Below are 17365 nucleotides of genomic sequence, written 5' to 3'. Positions count from 1 at the left end.
CCGCGGGCGTGTCTGGTGCGCCGGGGCGCGACGGGGTCAGCGCGTGGTGCCGTGGACCTTCGGCAGGGCGCCGCCGGCCGCCGCGTTGCGGTCGGGACGGAAGCGGCTGAGGTCGAGCCCCGGGATGTCGCCGACGTGCGAGAGCTCGTCCTCGATGAGGGCGGCCTCGCTGTCCTCCGGGCCGACGAGGGGCAGCCGGACACGGGGGCTCGAGATGCGGCCGAGGCCGTGGAGGATGTACTTCGCCGCCACCGTGCCGGGCACGTGCGTCATGACGGCGCGGACGAGGGGCTCGAGCATCTGGTGCACGGCGGTGGCCGTGTGCAGGTCGCCGGCGTTCACCGCGTCGATCATGGTGCGGTAGGGCGCGGAGACCAGGTTCGCGGTGACCCCGATGAGGCCCGAGGCGCCGATCGACAGGTGCGGCAGGACGTTGGCGTCGTCGCCGGAGAAGTACAGCAGGTCGGTCTGGTTGATGACGCGGCTGACCTCGGCGAAGTCGCCCTTGGCGTCCTTCACCGCGACGATGTTGGGGTGCTTGGCGGCGCGGAGCAGCGTCTCGTACTTGATCGGGATGCCGGTGCGCCCGGGGATGTCGTACAGGATGACCGGCAGGTCGGTCGCGTCGGCGATCATGCGGAAGTGCGTGAGCACGCCGGCCTGCGTGGGCTTGTTGTAGTAGGGCGTGACGATCATGACGCCGTCGGCGCCCGCCTTCTCGCTGGCCTTGTAGAGCTGGATCGCGTGCGCGGTCTCGTTCGAGCCGCCGCCGGTGATGATCTTGGCCCGGCCCGCCGCCACCGACTTGCCGACCTCGACGAGCCTCAGCTTCTCGGGGTCGGTCAGGGTGCTGGTCTCGCCCGTGGTGCCCGTGACGACGATGCCGTCGGCACCTGCCGACACGCAGTCGTCGATGTGCTTCTCGACGGCCGGCCAGTCGACCTCGCCGTCGGCGGTGAAGGGGGTGACGAGAGCGACGAGGACCTGCCCGAAGGGGTTGCTGATGTTCGACACGTCGACCAGCGTACTGGCTCGCCCCGCACCGCCCGCCCGGCTCAGGGGGCGACGCGGCCGTTCGTGCCGAAGGCGGCGTAGGTCAGCGGCATCAGCTCGGCCCAGATGTCCTCCATCTTCTCGGCGCACATCTCGATCTCGCGCTGCGGGAACGACGGGAAGTGCGTGCCCTCGCGCTTCGTGCGGAGGCTCAGGAAGTTCATCAGCGACCGCGCGTTCACGGTCACGTACATCGACGAGTAGATGTTCAGGGGCAGGACGATGCGGGCCACCTCGCGCGCGATGCCCGCGTCGAGCATGCGCTTGTAGGCGGCGTACGCCTCTCGGGAGGTGCGCTCCGTCTCGGCGCGGACGAGCTCGCTCTGCTCGGCGGTGCCGGGCAGGAAGTCGTAGGCCCCGGGCTTGCCGACCTGCTGCAGGTTGCGGGTGGCGGCCGGGACGTAGAAGACCGGGTTGAGCTCGCGGTACCGACCGCTCTCTTCGTTGTAGCTGGCCATGCGGTGCCGCATGAACTCGCGGAACACGAAGATCGGCGCCTGCACGTAGAAGGTCATCGAGTTGTGCTCGAACGGCGAGCCGTGGCGGTCGCGCATCAGGTAGTTGATGAGCCCGGCGCCCTTGGTCGCCTGGGCGCCGTCGGCCGAGGCCTGCGCGCCCTCTAGGGTCTGCTCGCCCATGGTCGAGACCCTCGCCGCGAAGAGGACGTCGGAGTCGTGCGCGCTCGACCGGACCAGCTCGACGGTGACGTCGCTGCGGAACTCGACGGGGTCGGCGGCGGTCTCGGGAGACGAGGAGGCGGGGGTCACGGCGTCGGCATCAGTCACGGCGTCGACTCTACCGCCGACGACCGACCCCGGACGGGCCCTCGACGCGTCCGCGCCGGGCGCCCGGACGACCGGCAGGAGGCGCGTCTACGCTCCCGGGGAGGCGCACCTCCCCCGCGCCCCGCCTCCTCGAGAAAGCCAGGGCCATGACCGACTCCCTCACCGTCCTCGTCTCCGGGGCCTCCGGCCTCGTCGGCACCGAGCTGCGCCGCCAGCTCGTCGCGGCCGGCCACACGGTCGTCGCGCTCGTGCGCCGCGAGGCCCGCGACGCGGGCGAGGCCACCTGGGTGCCCGCGGCGGGGATCGTGGACCCCGCCCTGCTGGACCGCGCGGACGCCGTCGTCAACCTGAGCGGCGCGTCCCTGGGTCGCCTGCCCTGGACGAGCGGCTACAAGCGGGAGATCCGTGACTCCCGCGTGTCCGCCACCGCGACCCTCGCGCACGGCACGGCCCGGGCGGAGGACCCCCCGGCCGTGTTCCTCAGCGGATCGGCGGTCGGCATCTACGGCGACCGGCCGGGCGAGCGCCTCACCGAGCAGAGCGCCCGGGGCACCGGGTTCCTCAGCGACGTCGTCGCCGACTGGGAGGCCGCCACCGCGGCCGCGCCGGAGGCCACGCGCGTCGTGCACCTGCGCACCGGGGTCGTCGTCGGCCCCGGCGGAGCCATGGCGCCGCTGCTGCCCCTCACCCGGCTCGGCCTCGGCTCGCGGCTCGGCACCGGCGACCAGTTCTGGCCGTGGATCAGCCTCTACGACGAGGCGGCCGCCATCGTGCACCTGCTCACGTCGAGCCTGCGCGGGCCCGTGAACCTCGCAGGCCCGACGCCGGCCACCAGCGACGCACTGACCCGCCGCCTCGCGAAGGACCTGGGCCGCCCCTACGCCCTGACCGTGCCCGAGTTCGTGATCGGCACGGCGATGCAGGAGGCGGGCCGGGAGATGCTGCTGCCGAGCCAGCAGGTCGTGCCGGAGGCCCTGCTCGCCGACGGGTTCGAGTTCCGCCACCGCACGGTCGACCAGGCGGTCGACGCGCTCACCGCGACCCTCTGAGGGCGACGGGGCAGAGCCCGGGAAGGGCTCGCCTGTCCACCCGAGGCCGTCGGGCCGCTGCGCGGTCGGACGGAGGCCGTCAGGCCGCGGCGCCGCCGCGCATCCGGGCGGCCTTGCGGACGGCCTGGCGTGCCCGGCGGCGGTCTCCGCACGCGTCGTAGGCGAGGCCCAGCCGGAACCAGGCGCGCCAGTCGTCGGGCGCCTCCTCGACGGCCTGGGCCCAGCGCGAGAACGCGGCATCGGCCGCGGCGCGCTCGTACCGCCCGGAGGCGCGGCGCGGGACCTCGTCCGGAGGGAGCTCGCCCGCCGCCTCGAGCTCGCGGACCATCTGTTGCGTGTGGACGCCGAAGCGCAGCTCGGCGACCAGGGCGAAGACGCCGAGCACGGGCAGGACGATCAGGGCGACGCCCAGCACGACCGCGACCGGTTCGCCCGTCGTCACGAACAGGTACGCCCGCTGCGCGACGAGGACGACGTAGAGGAGGAGGAACAGCGCCATGACGAGCGCCGCGGTACGGCCCTTCATCAGTCGAGCGGGAGCACGGCGTCGAGCCCGACGACGACGCCGGCGACGCCGGGAGCAGCCGCCATCGCGACGAGCAGGCCCTGCTCGTAGGCCCGCGGGGACAGCGTGTCGTGCGTCAGGGTGAGGGTCTCGCCCTCGCCGCCGAAGACGACCTCCTGCTTCGCCACCACGCCGCGCAGGCGCATGCTGTGCACGGGGACGCTCGCGACCTGCTGGCCGCGGGCGCGCTGGTCGGAGGACGGGGCGGAGACCGGGCCCAGGTCGCGTCGCGCCTCGGCGATCAGTTCGGCGGTGCGGACGGCGGTGCCGGACGGCGAGTCGACCTTGCCCTGGTGGTGCGCCTCGACGATCTCGACGCTCTCGTAGAACCGCGCGGCCGTCGTCGCGAACCGCGTGGCGAGCACGGAGCCGAGCGAGAAGTTGGGGACGACCAGGACGCCGGGGCCGTCGACGTCGGCCACCACCGTGCGCAGCTTGGAGACACGCTCGGCGCTCCAGCCCGACGTGCCGACCAGCACCGGCAGGCCCGCCCGGACGACGTGCTCGACGATGCCGGGGCTGACGGCGGGGTGGGTCACGTCGACGACGAGGTCGGCGCCGCGCACGTCGTCGAGGTCGTCGCGGGACGACAGGCCCGCGTGCAGCTCGAGCCCGGGCGTGCGCCGGACGAGGTCGACGACGAACGAGCCCAGGGTGCCCGTCGCACCGACGACGGCGATCAGGGAGGTCATGGCGTCCAACCTACCCGGCGCCGCCGGGACGCCGCCCCGACCTAGCATGGGCGCATGCCCCGGTTCCGTGCCGTCCCCGTGTCGTCCCCCCTCGCCGCCGAGCTGCTCGAGGCGTACTTCGCCGAGCGGAGCGCCACGTTCCCGTCGGGCAAGGGCAGCTACCGCACCGCGTCGCCCGCCGACGCGACGTTCACTCCCCCGGCCGGCACGTTCCTCGTCGCCGAGGCCGAGGCCGAGGCCAACGCTGAGGCCGACGCGATCCCGGGCGACGGAGCCACGCGGGCGCTCGCCTGCGGCGGCGTGCGACGCATCGAGCCCGCCGCCGACGGCCGGGTGCGGTACGAGGTCAAGCACGTCTTCGTGCGCCCGGAGGGCCGAGGCACCGGGCTCGGCCGCGCCCTCATGGCCGAGCTGGAGCGGATCGCCGCGGACCTCGGCGCCGACCTCGTCGTGCTGGACACCAACGACAGCCTCGTCGCCGCCGGCGCCCTCTACCGGTCGACCGGCTACGAGGAGGTCGAGCCGTACAACGACAACCCGAACGCCACGACCTGGTTCGCCAAGCCGGTGACGAGGGGCTAGATCGGCTGCTCGACCGGCAGGCCCGTGCGCAGCTCGACGGGGAGGTGCCCGAGGTCGTTGTGGGTGACGAGCTCCGGCGGCTTCGCCGAGCGGACCCGGATGATGGTGAGCCCGGCGTTGGCCTGGTTGACGCCCATCCACCGCCAGTCGGGGGCGCCGAACACCTCGCGCACGAACCAGCCGATCACGAAGTTGTGGGTGATGAGCAGGTCGTGACGGTCCTCGCGGGAGGGCGTGAGCCACTCGGACACCGCGTCCGCCATCTGCGCCTGCCCTGCCTCGACCTCGTCGTCCGTCACGCCGCCGAAGAACGGCTTGTACGCGGCGGGCATGTCGGCCGTCGGCCCCGAGGGCACGCAGTCGAAGAGCAGCGTCGAGGGCTGCGACTCGAGCGCCGGCAGCCGCTCGGTCATGATGCGTGCGGTCTCGGCGGCGCGCTCGAGCGGGGAGTGCCAGGCCGCCGAGAACGGCACGCCGCCCAGGCGCTCGGCGAGGAGCCGGGCCTGCCGCTTGCCGCGCTCGGACAGCGGCCCGTCGGGCAGCCCGTGCTCGGCGTCCTGTTGCTCGCCGTGCCTGACCAGGTACAGGTAGTGGGACACCGTCGTCTCCTGACTCATGAGGTGACCGGCGCCGACGTCGTCGTCGGTGCCGTGAAGGAGGACTCGTCGACGTCGCCCACGACGACGACGGACTGCGGCCCGGACCGGAGCGACCGCGCGAGGTCGCGCACGTCGTCGAGCTGCACCCGCTCGAGCCGCGCCAGGGAGGCGTCGAGGTCGACGAACTCGCCGACCGACAGCTCGGCCCTGCCGAGCCGGTTCATCCGCGCGTCGCTGTCCTCGAGGGCGAGGGCGGCCGCGCCGCCGAGCTGCCCCAGGGCACGCTCGCGCTCGAGCTCGGTGATGCCCTCGTCGGCGACGCGGTCGAGCTCGTCGAGCATGAGCTGGCCGACGACGCCGACGTTGCTCGGCGTGCAGCCCGCGTACAGCCCGAAGAGGCCCGCGTCGGAGTAGCTCGGGGCGAACGAGTAGACCGAGTACGCGAGACCGCGCCGCTCGCGGATCTCCTGGAAGAGGCGGGACGACATGCCGCCTCCCAGCACCGAGTTGAGGACGGCCAGGGCCGGACGGCGGTCGTCGACGACCGAGATCCCCGGCATGCCGAGCAGCACGGTCGCCTGCTCGAGCGGGCGCCGCAGCACCGTGGTCGGGCGGCTCGGCGTCGGCACGACGAGCTCGGTCGAGCGCCGGGCGACCGGGGCGGAGGGCTCGGTCGACCACGTCGAGCGGGCGAGGGCCTGCTCGAGCCGCTCGACGGCGCGGTCGTGGTCGACGGCCCCGGCGATCGTCACGACGAGGTCGCGGGGCCGGTAGTTGGCGAGGTAGTGGGCGTGGACGTCGTCCCGAGCCGCCCCGCGGATGCTGTCGGGCGAACCGCCGATCGGGCGGCCGAGGGGGTGGTCGCCGAAGACCGACTCGAAGAGCCGCTCGCCCGCGACGTCGGCAGGGTCGTCGTCGGCCATCGCCAGCTCTTCGAGGATGACCCCGCGCTCGGTCTCGAACTCGCCGGGCTCGAGCACGGACGAGGTGACCATGTCGGCCAGGACGTCGACCGCGTCGTCCAGGTCGACGTCGCGCACCCGGGCGTAGTAGCAGGTGTACTCCTTGGCGGTGGCCGCGTTGTGCTCGCCGCCGACGGACTCGAAGGCCACGGCGATGTCGAGCGCGGACCGCGTCGGGGTGCCCTTGAAGAGCAGGTGCTCGAGGAAGTGCGTCGAGCCGCGCTCGCCCTCGCGCTCGTCGCGCGACCCGACGGCGACCCAGAACCCGACGGTGGCGCTGCGGGCCCCCGGCATCTGCTCGGTGAGGACGCGGACGCCCGTCGGGGACACCGTGCGACGCACCAGGGCGTCGCCGGTCGCGCGGAAGGAGAGCTCGACCGAGTCGAGTGGGAGGGAGACCGGGCCGTTCATCGCGTCGAGCCTACGGGACCGCACCTGCGGGCGACCCGGCCACGGGTCGTGGCACCCGAACTGGGGTCGTGCCAGGAGGACAAACAGACGGTTCAGTCTGTCCTCCACGGTGATACGATCGGTGCACCGGCGTCGGGACACCCCCCTGATCCTGCGCCGGTGGCTGGTCGGAGGTCATCCGGCGGTCCGGAGCGGTCGTCCCCCCGCGTCGCTCCAAGCCGATATGCCTCGAGGAGCCACGCTGTGACGGTCGATTCCCCCCCTCCGGCCGTCCAGCGTCTCCCGGGGCGGCCCCGCGCCGACCAGACGACGCCCGGCGCCCGCGCCCGCGTCCTCACCACCGCCGACCGGCTCTTCTACGACGAGGGCATCCGCGTGGTCGGCGTCGACCGGCTCATCGCCGAGGCGTCCGTGACGAAGGCCACGTTCTACAAGCACTTCGGCGCCAAGGACACCCTCGTGCTCGAGTACCTGGGCATCCGCCACGACCGGGCGGTGACCGAGATGGAGGCGCTCGTCGCCTCCACGGGAGGCGGCCGCGCCGCCGTCCTCGCCTTCGTCGACGGCACCGTCGCCCAGCTGCAGTCCCCGCGCTTCCGCGGCTCGGCCTTCGCCAACGCCGCCGCCGAGTTCAGCGACCCGACCCACCCGGTCCGTGCCGCGGTCTCCGAGCACCAGGAATGGCTGACCGACACCCTGGTCGACCTCTTCAAGGACGCGGGCAGCCCCATGCCCGGCGACGCCGCGGACGACTTCCTCCTCGCCTTCGACGGCGCCCTCGTCGGCGCCTACTGCGGCGACGCCATCGCGGCGTCGGCAGCACTGCGCCGCACCGCCGAGCGCCTGCTCGCGGCCTAGCCCGAGAGCGCTCGCTCGCGGCCTGGTCCGAGGGCGCTCGCTCGCGGCCTGGCTCGAGAGAGCCTGCTCGCGGCCTCGCCCGGGGACGCTCTCGACCTAAGCCGAGACCCGGTCGAGCTCGAGCACCTGCGTGCGCGTGAGCTTCACCGTCGCCGCCTGCGCCAGCTCGACGACCTGGGCCGCGCTCGTGGCACTCGCCACGGGCGCGACGACGTGGGGCTTGGCGAGCAGCCACGCCAGGGCGACGGCGGCGGTCGAGACCTCGTGGGCGGCGGCGACGCGGTCGAGCTCGTGCAGCACCCGCAGGCCCTTCTTCGTCAGGTAGCCCGAGACCCCGCGGCCACGGCTGGCGCCGGCGAAGTCCGCCCGGGACCGGTACTTGCCGGTGAGGAAGCCCCCGGCGAGGGCGAAGCGGGGCATGACGCCCAGGCGGAGCTGGGCCGCGACCCGTGACAGCCCCTTCTCGTACTCGCCACGGTGCATGAGGCTGTACTGGTTCTGCAGGGCGACCATGGGGGCCACGCCGAGCATGCCCGCGGCGATGCGCGCCTCGTAGAGGCGGTTGCCGGAGTGGTGCGAGCCGCCGAACCAGCGGACCTTGCCCGCGGTGATGAGGTTGTCGACGGCCAGCAGGGTGCGCTCGAAGGCGACCTCGGTGTCGTCGACGTGCAGGTACAGGAGGTCGATGCGGTCGGTCCCGAGGCGCTCGAGCGACGCCTCGACCGCGCGCTCGACGGACCGCGGGGACAGACCGGGCGCGTCGGCGCCCTTGCCGACCTTGGTCGCCACCACGACGTCGTCACGGGAGCGTCGCGACCGCATCCAGGACCCGATCATCACCTCGCTGCGCCCGCCGGCGTAGCTGTCGGCCGTGTCGACGAAGTTGCCGCCGTGGTCGAAGTACGCGTCGAGCACGGACATGGTCTGGGTCTGGTCGGCCGTCCAGCCGAAGACGTTCCCCCCGAGCGCGACCGGGAACACCCGGAGGTCGGAGACGCCGAGGCGGCGGCGCGGCTGGATCACGCCGAGGTCGACGGGGACGGTCGCGTCGCTGACGGTCTCGGCCGCCCTCGACGCGACGAGAGGAGCAGCGGGCGTGGCGGCAGCCGAGCTGCGCGCCGACGTGTTCGTCACTCCGTGCCCTTCGTGGTCGTGGCGTCGTGCGGGGATCGTGGTGCCGGCGCCGCCTCGCGGGTACGCCGGACGACCACCTCGATGTGCCGCCTGAGATGGCCGGGGAGCGTGGTCCGTGCTCCTGCTCCCAGCGTACGTGCTGCCGTGGTCCGGCGCTCGTCGCCGCACCCGATCGTTACGCGATCCGACGCCCCGAGTTCGGGGGCTCCCCGACGACGGAGCGCCCGCCCCGACGTGGTCGGGACGGGCGCTCCGCGTGGCGGGTCGTCGGGGACTAGACCTCGACGGACTCGTCGTTCGACTGCTCCGTGGCACCGCTCGAGTCGGTGTCCGACTCGTCGGCGACGACGGGCGCCAGCGACAGCTTGCCGCGGTCGTCGATCTTCGTGATCTCGACGAGGATCTTCTGGCCCACGCCGAGGACGTCCTCGACGTTCTCGACGCGCTTGCCGCCGGCCAGCTTGCGGACCTCGCTGATGTGCAGCAGGCCGTCCTTGCCCGGGAGGAGCGACACGAAGGCGCCGAAGGACGCGATCTTGACGACCGTGCCGAGGAACTGCTCGCCGATCTCGGGGTTGGTCGGGTTCGCGATGGCGTTGACCTGGGCACGGGCGGCCTCGGCCGACGGACCGTCGACGGCGCCGATGTAGACGGTGCCGTCCTCCTCGATGGAGATGTCGGCGCCGGTCTCGTCCTGGATCGCGTTGATCGTCTTGCCCTTCGGGCCGATCAGCTCGCCGATCTTGTCCTGCGGGATCTGGACCGAGATCACGCGGGGCGCGGTCGGGGCCATCTCGTCGGGGGCGTCGATGGCCGAGTTGAGCACGCTCAGGATGGCGGTGCGCGCCTCCTTGGCCTGCTTCAGCGCCGCGTCGAGGACGGCGGTCGGGAGACCGTCGAGCTTCGTGTCGAGCTGGATGGCCGTGACGAACTCGGACGTGCCGGCGACCTTGAAGTCCATGTCGCCGAGGGCGTCCTCGGCGCCGAGGATGTCGGTCAGGGCCGCGTAGCGCGTCTGGCCGTCGACCTCGTCGGACACGAGGCCCATGGCGATGCCGGCCACCGGGGCGCGCAGCGGCACGCCGGCGTTGAGCAGCGACAGGGTCGAGGCGCAGACGGAGCCCATCGACGTCGAGCCGTTGGAGCCGAGGGCCTCGGACACCTGACGGATGGCGTAGGGGAACTCGTCACGCGACGGCAGCACCGGCACGAGGGCGCGCTCGGCGAGGAAGCCGTGCCCGATCTCGCGACGCTTCGGCGACCCGACGCGACCGGTCTCGCCGGTCGAGTAGGGCGGGAAGTTGTAGTGGTGCAGGTAGCGCTTCTTGGTGACCGGGCTCAGCGAGTCGATCTGCTGCTCCATCTTGAGCATGTTCAGCGTGGTGACGCCCATGATCTGGGTCTCGCCGCGCTGGAAGATGGCGGAGCCGTGGACGCGCGGGATGACCTGCACCTCGGCGTCGAGCGGACGGATGTCGGCGAGGCCGCGACCGTCCATGCGGACCTGCTCGGTGAGGATGCGGTCGCGGACGACCTTCTTCGTGGCGGTCTTGTAGGCCGCGCTGACCTGGCCGAGGGCCTCGGCGGGCAGCTCGCCCGCGTCGACCTTCGCCGAGACGGCGTCCTTGACCTTGGCCTTGAGCACGTCGTCGGCGTCCTGGCGCTCGATCTTGCCGGCGATCTTGTAGACCTCGGCGAGCTCGCTGCCGGCGGCGTCGGTGACGGCCGCGAGGACCTCGTCCGTGTAGGGCAGGAACACCGGGTAGTCGGCGATCTCCTTGAAGGCCTGAGCGGCCATGGCCGACTGGGCGTCGACGAGCTGCTTCAGGAACGGCTTGGCGGCCTCGAGGCCCTGGGCCACGACGGCCTCGTCGGGCTTCGTGGCGCCGCCCTGGATGAGGCCCCAGGCGTGCTCGGTGGCCTCGGCCTCGACCATCATGATCGCGACGTCCTCGTTGCCCGCGGCGTCGGTGACGACACGGCCGGCGACGGTGAGGTCGAAGACGGCCTCCTCGAGCTGCGAGGCCTTGGGGAACGCGACCCACTGGTCGCCGATGAGCGCCAGGCGCACGCCGGCGATCGGGCCGGAGAAGGGCAGGCCGGAGATCTGCGTCGAGGCGCTGGCCGCGTTGATGGCCAGGGCGTCGTAGAACTCGTCGGGGGCGATGCTCAGCACCGTGATGACGACCTGCACCTCGTTGCGGAGGCCCTCGACGAACGAGGGGCGCAGCGGCCGGTCGATGAGACGGCAGACGAGGATGGCCTCGGTGGAGGGGCGGCCCTCGCGACGGAAGAACGAGCCGGGGATCTTGCCCGCGGCGTACGAGCGCTCCTCGACGTCGATGGTCAGCGGGAAGAAGTCGAAGTTGTCCTTCGGCTTCTTGCTCGCGCTGGTGGCCGAGAGGAGCATGGTGTCCTCGTCGAGGTACGCAGCGACGGCTCCCTGAGCCTGCTGGGCGAGACGACCGGTCTCGAATCGGATGGTGCGCTTGCCGTACTTGCCGTTGTCGAGGACGGCTTCGCCGAACTTGATCTCTGGACCCTCCATGTGGGGGCTACTCCTCTTTGTTTTGCATCGACACCCCGTGTGGGCATCGATGTGCATCGGGAGCGGGCGGCGAGGACGGCATGGGGACATGCACGTGCGGCAACGCGACGGAGGCGGTGGCACGTCTGGTCAGCGGAAGAAACGGTCGGACGCGTTCCGGACCGGCTGCGCGAGGCCCTGCCTCGTGCACCGGTCGGGGCGTTCCGCCTGTCACCACCGGCGACCAGCAGCCGTACCGGCCTGCTCCGAGCGCGATCCTAGCACCCGGCCCCCGACGCCCCCGGGAGCCGCACCGCACGGGGCGGCTCCCGCGGCGGCCGCCCCGGCTAGGGTCGGAGCATGCGCGCCGTCCGACGTCCCCGTCCCGCCGAGGTGCGCGTCGGGCGCCCGCGGGCCGCGACCGCCGTCGTCGTCGCCCTGGCCGCCGCCGCTCTCGTGCTGCCCCTCGCGACGCCGGCGGGCGCCGCTCCCCCGGCCCCGGGCGACGCCGCCTCGGTGCAGCAGCAGATCGACGCCGTGCTCGCCTCCCTCGACGAGGCCGAGGCGACGGCCGCCGACGCGAGCGAGGAGGCCGTGACGGCCGACGCCGCCAGCACGCGCGCCGCCGACGCCCTGGCCGCCGCCGCGGCCCGTTCCGACCAGCTCGACTCCCGGGCGGCCGAGGCCGCCGACGCCGAGGAGGCGGCCCACGAGCAGGCAGGCCAGCTGGCGGCCCACCTGGCCCGCGCCGGCGACGGGACCTCGACGACCAGCGTGCTGCTGGGCTCCGACCGCCCCGACGACGTCCTGCGGCAGCTGGGCACGCTCACCCAGCTCGGCACCCGCTGGAAGGTGGTCCTCGCCGACGCGACGGCGAGCAGCAACGAGCTCGCGGCGCTCCGCGACCAGTCGGACGCCGCCCGGGCGGAACGCGAGCGCCTCGCGACGGAGGCGGCGCAGGAGGCGTCGGTCGCCTCCTCGGCACAGGCCGCGGCCGACCAGGCGGTCGCGTCGGCGACCACCCGCACGGACGATCTCTACGCCCAGCTGGCCGCCCTGCGCCAGAGCACCGCCGAGGCCGAACGCACTACGCGACGCGACGCGGCGGTGCAGGCGAGCACCGAGCTGGCCGACGCGGCGGCGTCCGACCGGGCGGCGGACTCGGGCGGCGGCGCCGCTCCGGCGGCCCCGGCACCTGCTGCTCCGGCACCTGCACCTGCCGCTCCGGCACCGGTCGCGCCCGCCCCGGTCGCCCCGGCACCTGCCCCGGTCGCGCCTGCGCCGACGCCGTCGCCGGCGCCGGTCGCGGTGAACGACCCCGCGGGAGCCAAGGCCTACGCGGCGTCGCGGATCGGTACCGGGGCCGAGTACGCCTGCCTCGTGCAGCTCTGGAACAAGGAGTCGGGCTGGCGGACGACCGCCACGAACCCGTCGAGCGGCGCGTACGGCATCCCGCAGGCCTACCCGGCGACGGCCCTCGCCTCGGCCGGGCTGGACTGGCGGACGAGCTACCGCACCCAGGTCGACTGGGGCCTCAGCTACGTCTCGACGCGCTACGGGTCGCCCTGCGGGGCGTGGGGCTTCTGGGTCAGGAACGGCTGGTACTGAGCCGGCTCCCCCGCCGGGAGGCCGCCGGGACGAGGACGGCCCCCGCCCTGCAGAGCAGGACGGGGGCCGGAGTCGTGACTCGGAGGTCGACTAGCGACGCAGGCCGAGGCGACCGATCAGCGTGCGGTAGCGCTCGATGTCGACCTTGGACAGGTAGCCCAGGAGACGACGGCGCTGGCCGACGAGGAGCAGCAGGCCACGACGCGAGTGGTGGTCGTGCTTGTGCTCTTTGAGGTGCTCGGTCAGGTCGAGGATGCGCTGCGTCATCACGGCGATCTGGACCTCGGGGGATCCGGTGTCGCCGGGGTGGGTCGCGTATTCTTCGATGATCCGGGTCTTGACGTCAGGTGCGAGTGCCATTCAGGATCCCCTCTCTGCTTCGTTGCGCGGCGCCCGTCACAGGATGTGCGAGCTCTCTTGTTCCGCGGCCGTTCAGACGGCAACCTGGCGAGCTTACCAGACGGGTCGCCTCAGGAGGCGACGCGGGCACGACCCGCCTGCGGCGACCTGCGCCCACGACCACGCCTGCGCCGGGGCAGCAGGAGGGCCGTGAACGCCGCCCCCACGGTCGCGCCGAGCGTGTTCGACACCAGGTCGCGCACGTCGCTGACCCGCCCGTCGAGGTAGGAGCTCTGGTACGACTCGATGCCCCACGAGGCGGCGAAGCCCACGACGACGCCGAGCCACCAGAACCGGCGGGGCAGCAGCAGGACCACGAGGGCGCCCATCGGCAGGAACATGATCACGTTCGACGTGAACTCGACCCGGTCGAAGGTGATCCAGGCCGTCTCGTCGTGTCGCGAGAAGAAGCCGAGGGCCCGCCAGAGCAGGTTGCTCGTCCGCTCGCCGTAGACCTCGGGCCGCAGCGTCATCCAGCCGACGAGGGCGAGGTAGGCGAGGGTGAGGAGGAGCAGGACGGCACGGCGCATGCACCCATGGTGGGGCACGCGGCCTCGGAGGACCCCCTCCCGCCCCGAGGACCATCCTCGAGGCGGACCAGGTCGACCCCGGGGAGGGAGGGCGGGAGGCGCCTCCTAGGCTGGCGGGATGGACGAGACCACCGCCTCCCTGGCCGCGCTCTGGGCCCGGGTCGTGCAGCGCGCGGACCCGCTGCCCCCGTCGTGGACCGCGCTCGCCGTCGCGGCCGGCGCCGCGCTCGTGCTGCTGCCCGGCACCTGGCACACGGTGCGGCACGCGGTGACCGTCGTGCACGAGGGCGGCCACGGGCTCGCCGCGGTCGTGACGGGCCGACGGCTGTCGGGCATCCGCCTGCACTCCGACACGTCGGGGCTGACGGTCTCTCGTGGCCCGCGCACCGGGCCCGGCATGGTGCTCACGTTGCTGGCGGGCTACACCGCCCCGGCGCTGGCGTCGCTCGGGGCCGCCTGGCTGCTCGGCGCGGGCTTCGCCGCCGGGCTGCTCTGGGCCCTGCTGCTGCTGCTCGCCCTCATGCTCGTGCAGATCCGCAACTGGTTCGGCCTCTGGGTCGTGCTCGTCGGCGGCGCCCTCGTCGCGGGCGTCACCTGGCTCGCGCCCGTCGAGTGGCAGCAGGTGTTCGGGCTGGTGCTGGTCAGCGTGCTCGGGCTGGGCGCCCTCCGCGCCTCCCTCGAGCTGCAGTCGAGCCGACGCCGGGCCGCGCGGCACGGGGCCCGCACCGAGTCGGACGCCGACCAGCTCGCGAGCCAGACGCACGTGCCCGGCGTCGTCTGGGTGGGCGTCTTCGTGGCGGTCGCGGCCGCCTGCCTCGTCGGCTCGTCGCTGCTCGTGTTCCCGGGGTGGCTCGCGCCTTAGGCCGAGGCCGGCGCGCCCTAGGCGGGCGCGGTGCCGAGGGCGTGCACGGGGAGGCGCGACGCGAGCCGCTCCCGGCCGGGCAGGCCCTCGAGCTCGAGCAGGACCGCGATGCCGACGACCTCGTAGCCGGCGCGCTCGAGCAGCGTCACGGTGGCCTCGGCCGTGCCGCCGGTCGCGAGGACGTCGTCGACGACGAGCACGCGGGTGCCGGCCGGCAGCTGGCTCGGGCGCAGCTCGAGGGTGGCCTCGCCGTACTCGAGGGCGTAGCTCTCGCTGAGGACCTCGCCCGGGAGCTTGCCGGCCTTGCGGACCGTGAGCACGCCCACGCCCTGCTCGATCGCGATGCCGCCCGCGAGGGCGAAGCCGCGGGCCTCGATGCCGGCCACCGCCGCGAACGAGCCGTCGAAGGGCTCGGAGAGGGCCGCGGTCACGGTGGCGAACGCGTCGGCGTCGGAGAAGAGCGGCGTCACGTCGCGGAACAGGATGCCCGGCACGGGGAAGTCGGGGACGACGGCGATCAGGCGGTCGACGAGGGCGGAGGCGTCGGAGGCGGTCATCCGGTCGACGCTACCGGCTCCGGCGGGCGGGAGCGGACGCGGGAGCCGCGGCCGCCGCCCGTGACGATCGTGTGAACGATCGGCCGCGATGTCGGGGGCCGGTGCGAGAGTTCGTCCATGACACGGTTCATCGTCCCCCCGTACCTGCTCGCCCACCTGGCCGCGGCCGACACCGACCGGTTCACGCGCGCCCCCGAGGCCGCCCGGCAGGGCCTGCTCCAGATCGACGAGGTCCGAGCCGCGCGCAGCGAGGCGCCGCCCGTCCGCCAGGGCGCCGTCGCCCGCGGTCGCGAGGTCGAGCGCACCGTCTGGGACGCCCAGGGCACCGAGCAGCTGCCCGGCGTGCGGGTGCGCGGAGAGGGCGAGCCGGCCGGCGACGACGTCGCCGTCACCGAGGCGTACGACGCCCTCGGCGCCACGCACGCGCTCTTCGCCGAGGCCTACGGCCGGTCGAGCATCGACGGCGCGGGCCTGCCACTCGACGCCACGGTGCACTACGGCCGCGACTACGACAACGCGTTCTGGAACGGCGAGCGCATGGTGTTCGGCGACGGGGACGGCGAGGTGTTCCGCCGGTTCACGGCCTCGGTCAGCGTCATCGGGCACGAGCTCGCCCACGGGGTCACGCAGTACACGGCGAACCTCGAGTACCAGGGGCAGTCCGGCGCCCTCAACGAGTCGGTCAGCGACGTGTTCGGTGCGCTCGTCGAGCAGCACCTGTTCGACCAGACGACCGAGCAGGCGACCTGGCTGATCGGCGAGGGGCTCTTCACCGAGGCCGTGCAGGGCAAGGCCCTGCGGTCGATGTCGGCCCCCGGCACCGCCTACGACGACGACGTCCTCGGCACGGACCCGCAGCCCGCCCACATGGACGACTACGTCGAGACGACGGACGACTCCGGCGGGGTGCACCTCAACTCCGGCATCCCGAACCGCGCGTTCTTCCTCGTCGCCGACGCCCTCGGCGGGCGCGCGTGGCAGCGGGCCGGGCAGGTCTGGTACGACACGCTCGTCGGCGGCCGGCTCGCGACGACCGCCTCCTTCACGGACTTCGCCACGGCCACCGTGGCGGCGGCGACGGAGCGCTACGGCGCCGACTCCGACGAGGCTCGGGCGACGGTCGCGGGCTGGCGGGGCGTGGGCGTCGAGCCGGTCGCCTGACCGTCCCGGGTCGCGGAGTAGCATCGCGGCCATGATCGTGACCGTCCAGAGGTCCGGCGGCTTCGCCGGGCTCACCCGCACCTGGCAGGTCGACGTCGACGCCGAGCCCGACACCGAATCGTGGCTCGTCCTGCTCGATCTCGTGCCCTGGTCGGAGGCGCCCGCCCCGACCCAGCCCGTGCAGCCCGACCGCTTCGTCTGGCTCATCTCGGCCGGGACGACCCCCGCGAAGAAGGCGAAGCTGCCCGAGCAGCAGGTCACCGGGCCCTGGAAGGAGCTCGTCGAGCGCGTGCGCGAGACCAGCGACGCCGAACGGGCCCAGCCGCACGACGACTCCCCCGCCGCTGGGCTCGGCCGCGGACCGGACGCCGCCGACCGGCGGAGCTGACCGGGTGCCGTCCCGCGACGTCGTCTTCGCCTCCCTCGCCGCGCTCGTGGTCGCCGGCGGCGCCGTCGGCGTCGGGGTGGTCGGCTCGGGGCTGCCCACCCGGGTCGTCGGGGCCGAGGTCGCTCCCCCGTGGCCCGTACCCGACGTGGGCGACCGGCCGGGCCGGGCCGAGCTCGCGGGCATGCAGAACGTCTGGGGCCAGGACCTCGCGATGCACGTGCACACCCACCTCTCGATCACCGTCGACGGCGAGGACGTCACGATCCCCGGCGACATCGGCCACGACGCCGACACGAAGCTCGCCGCTCCCCTGCACACCCACGACACCTCGGGCATCGTGCACGTCGAGTCGCCCCGGCGGGAGTCGTTCGTGCTCGGGCAGCTGTTCACCGAGTGGGACGTCCACCTCGACGCCGTGCGCATCGGCTCCCTCGGCCCCGACGACGGCCTCGAGCTGACCGCCTTCGTGGACGGGAGCCGCTGGTCGGGCGACCCGGCCGGCATCCGCCTGAGCGACTTCGAGGACGTCGCGCTCGTGCTCGCCCCGCGGGGCGAGACCGTCGCCGCGCCTCCCGCGTTCGCCTGGCCGCCCGACTACCGCTGAGGACCGGCTCTGTCGAGGGCGGGCGTTCCGGGCCGACGG

At 73.6% G+C, this 17365-nt stretch carries 19 protein-coding genes; 8 read left to right on the top strand and 11 right to left on the bottom strand.

Annotation, left to right across the window (positions count from 1 at the left end; genetic code table 11):
• Window positions 1-36 precede the first annotated feature (36 nt).
• Together dapA and thyX are read right to left on the bottom strand one after the other, a co-directional pair.
• A complete protein-coding gene (gene dapA, locus FHR78_RS13925; RefSeq protein WP_166761115.1) occupies window positions 37-1014 on the bottom strand; it encodes a 4-hydroxy-tetrahydrodipicolinate synthase in 978 nt (325 codons plus the stop codon).
• A gap of 41 nt (window positions 1015-1055) precedes the next feature.
• Window positions 1056-1838, bottom strand: coding sequence for an FAD-dependent thymidylate synthase (gene thyX, locus FHR78_RS13920; protein ID WP_347878222.1), 783 nt, complete (start codon window positions 1836-1838; stop codon window positions 1056-1058).
• A gap of 146 nt (window positions 1839-1984) precedes the next feature.
• Between thyX and FHR78_RS13915 the strand changes: the two genes are divergently transcribed.
• A complete protein-coding gene (locus FHR78_RS13915) occupies window positions 1985-2887 on the top strand; it encodes a TIGR01777 family oxidoreductase (RefSeq protein ID WP_166761114.1) in 903 nt (300 codons plus the stop codon).
• 79 nt (window positions 2888-2966) lie between these two features.
• On the opposite strand, the gene FHR78_RS13910 is transcribed toward FHR78_RS13915, so the two are convergent.
• Window positions 2967-3413, bottom strand: coding sequence for a tetratricopeptide repeat protein (locus FHR78_RS13910; protein WP_166761113.1), 447 nt, complete (start codon window positions 3411-3413; stop codon window positions 2967-2969).
• A complete protein-coding gene (dapB, locus tag FHR78_RS13905; RefSeq protein ID WP_166761112.1) occupies window positions 3413-4144 on the bottom strand; it encodes a 4-hydroxy-tetrahydrodipicolinate reductase in 732 nt (243 codons plus the stop codon). The genes FHR78_RS13910 and dapB overlap by 1 nt, the downstream gene beginning before the upstream one ends.
• Before the next feature lie 54 nt (window positions 4145-4198).
• Here dapB and FHR78_RS13900 point away from each other — a divergent pair, with 54 nt between their 5' ends.
• Entirely contained in the window at window positions 4199-4726 is a 528-nt protein-coding gene (locus FHR78_RS13900) for a GNAT family N-acetyltransferase (protein ID WP_166761111.1), read from the top strand.
• On the opposite strand, the gene FHR78_RS13895 is transcribed toward FHR78_RS13900, so the two are convergent.
• Together FHR78_RS13895 and FHR78_RS13890 are read right to left on the bottom strand one after the other, a co-directional pair.
• Complete coding sequence (locus tag FHR78_RS13895; RefSeq protein ID WP_166761110.1) at window positions 4723-5325, bottom strand: histidine phosphatase family protein; 603 nt, start codon at window positions 5323-5325, stop codon at window positions 4723-4725. The two genes, FHR78_RS13900 and FHR78_RS13895, sit on opposite strands and share 4 nt — an antisense overlap.
• Window positions 5326-5339: 14 nt before the next feature.
• Window positions 5340-6698 (bottom strand): M16 family metallopeptidase, encoded by a 1359-nt coding sequence (locus FHR78_RS13890; protein WP_166761109.1) that lies wholly within the window; start codon window positions 6696-6698, stop codon window positions 5340-5342.
• Window positions 6699-6941: 243 nt separating this feature from the next.
• Between FHR78_RS13890 and FHR78_RS13885 the strand changes: the two genes are divergently transcribed.
• Window positions 6942-7556, top strand: coding sequence for a TetR family transcriptional regulator (locus FHR78_RS13885; protein WP_166761108.1), 615 nt, complete (start codon window positions 6942-6944; stop codon window positions 7554-7556).
• A 96-nt stretch (window positions 7557-7652) separates the two neighbouring features.
• Here FHR78_RS13885 and FHR78_RS13880 read toward each other — a convergent pair whose 3' ends face one another.
• Both FHR78_RS13880 and FHR78_RS13875 read right to left on the bottom strand, forming a co-directional pair.
• On the bottom strand, window positions 7653-8690 hold the full coding sequence (locus FHR78_RS13880) for an aldo/keto reductase (RefSeq protein ID WP_347878221.1): 1038 nt from the start codon (window positions 8688-8690) through the stop codon (window positions 7653-7655).
• 274 nt (window positions 8691-8964) lie between these two features.
• Entirely contained in the window at window positions 8965-11238 is a 2274-nt protein-coding gene (locus tag FHR78_RS13875; RefSeq protein ID WP_166761107.1) for a polyribonucleotide nucleotidyltransferase, read from the bottom strand.
• A 339-nt stretch (window positions 11239-11577) separates the two neighbouring features.
• Here FHR78_RS13875 and FHR78_RS15295 point away from each other — a divergent pair, with 339 nt between their 5' ends.
• Window positions 11578-12825, top strand: coding sequence for a coiled-coil domain-containing protein (locus FHR78_RS15295; RefSeq protein ID WP_243862573.1), 1248 nt, complete (start codon window positions 11578-11580; stop codon window positions 12823-12825).
• A gap of 90 nt (window positions 12826-12915) precedes the next feature.
• Here FHR78_RS15295 and rpsO read toward each other — a convergent pair whose 3' ends face one another.
• Both rpsO and FHR78_RS13860 read right to left on the bottom strand, forming a co-directional pair.
• Entirely contained in the window at window positions 12916-13185 is a 270-nt protein-coding gene (gene rpsO, locus FHR78_RS13865; protein ID WP_056262814.1) for a 30S ribosomal protein S15, read from the bottom strand.
• Between the two features lie 110 nt (window positions 13186-13295).
• A complete protein-coding gene (locus tag FHR78_RS13860) occupies window positions 13296-13754 on the bottom strand; it encodes a VanZ family protein (protein ID WP_166761106.1) in 459 nt (152 codons plus the stop codon).
• A gap of 118 nt (window positions 13755-13872) precedes the next feature.
• On the opposite strand from FHR78_RS13860, the gene FHR78_RS13855 reads away from it, so the two are divergent.
• A complete protein-coding gene (locus tag FHR78_RS13855; RefSeq protein ID WP_166761105.1) occupies window positions 13873-14616 on the top strand; it encodes a M50 family metallopeptidase in 744 nt (247 codons plus the stop codon).
• Window positions 14617-14633: 17 nt separating this feature from the next.
• Here the strand turns inward: FHR78_RS13855 and FHR78_RS13850 are convergent, their stop codons facing one another.
• Window positions 14634-15173, bottom strand: a complete 540-nt coding sequence (locus FHR78_RS13850) for an adenine phosphoribosyltransferase (protein WP_166761104.1) — start codon at window positions 15171-15173, stop codon at window positions 14634-14636.
• Between the two features lie 117 nt (window positions 15174-15290).
• On the opposite strand from FHR78_RS13850, the gene FHR78_RS13845 reads away from it, so the two are divergent.
• Genes FHR78_RS13845 through FHR78_RS13835 form a run of 3 tightly spaced genes read left to right on the top strand, consistent with a single transcriptional unit; the run spans window position 15291 to window position 17326 of the window.
• Window positions 15291-16334: a M4 family metallopeptidase gene (locus FHR78_RS13845; protein ID WP_166761103.1), complete on the top strand. Its 1044-nt coding sequence runs from the start codon at window positions 15291-15293 to the stop codon at window positions 16332-16334.
• A 31-nt stretch (window positions 16335-16365) separates the two neighbouring features.
• A complete protein-coding gene (locus FHR78_RS13840) occupies window positions 16366-16722 on the top strand; it encodes a protealysin inhibitor emfourin (protein ID WP_166761102.1) in 357 nt (118 codons plus the stop codon).
• 4 nt (window positions 16723-16726) lie between these two features.
• Window positions 16727-17326, top strand: coding sequence for a hypothetical protein (locus FHR78_RS13835; RefSeq protein ID WP_166761101.1), 600 nt, complete (start codon window positions 16727-16729; stop codon window positions 17324-17326).
• Window positions 17327-17365: the final 39 nt, after the last annotated feature.

The organism is Frigoribacterium faeni, from assembly GCF_011761235.1.
Lineage (GTDB): Bacteria > Actinomycetota > Actinomycetes > Actinomycetales > Microbacteriaceae > Frigoribacterium > Frigoribacterium faeni_A.
Note: the sequence above shows the minus strand (reverse complement) of the source record. Positions and strands in the feature narration are given on the sequence as shown.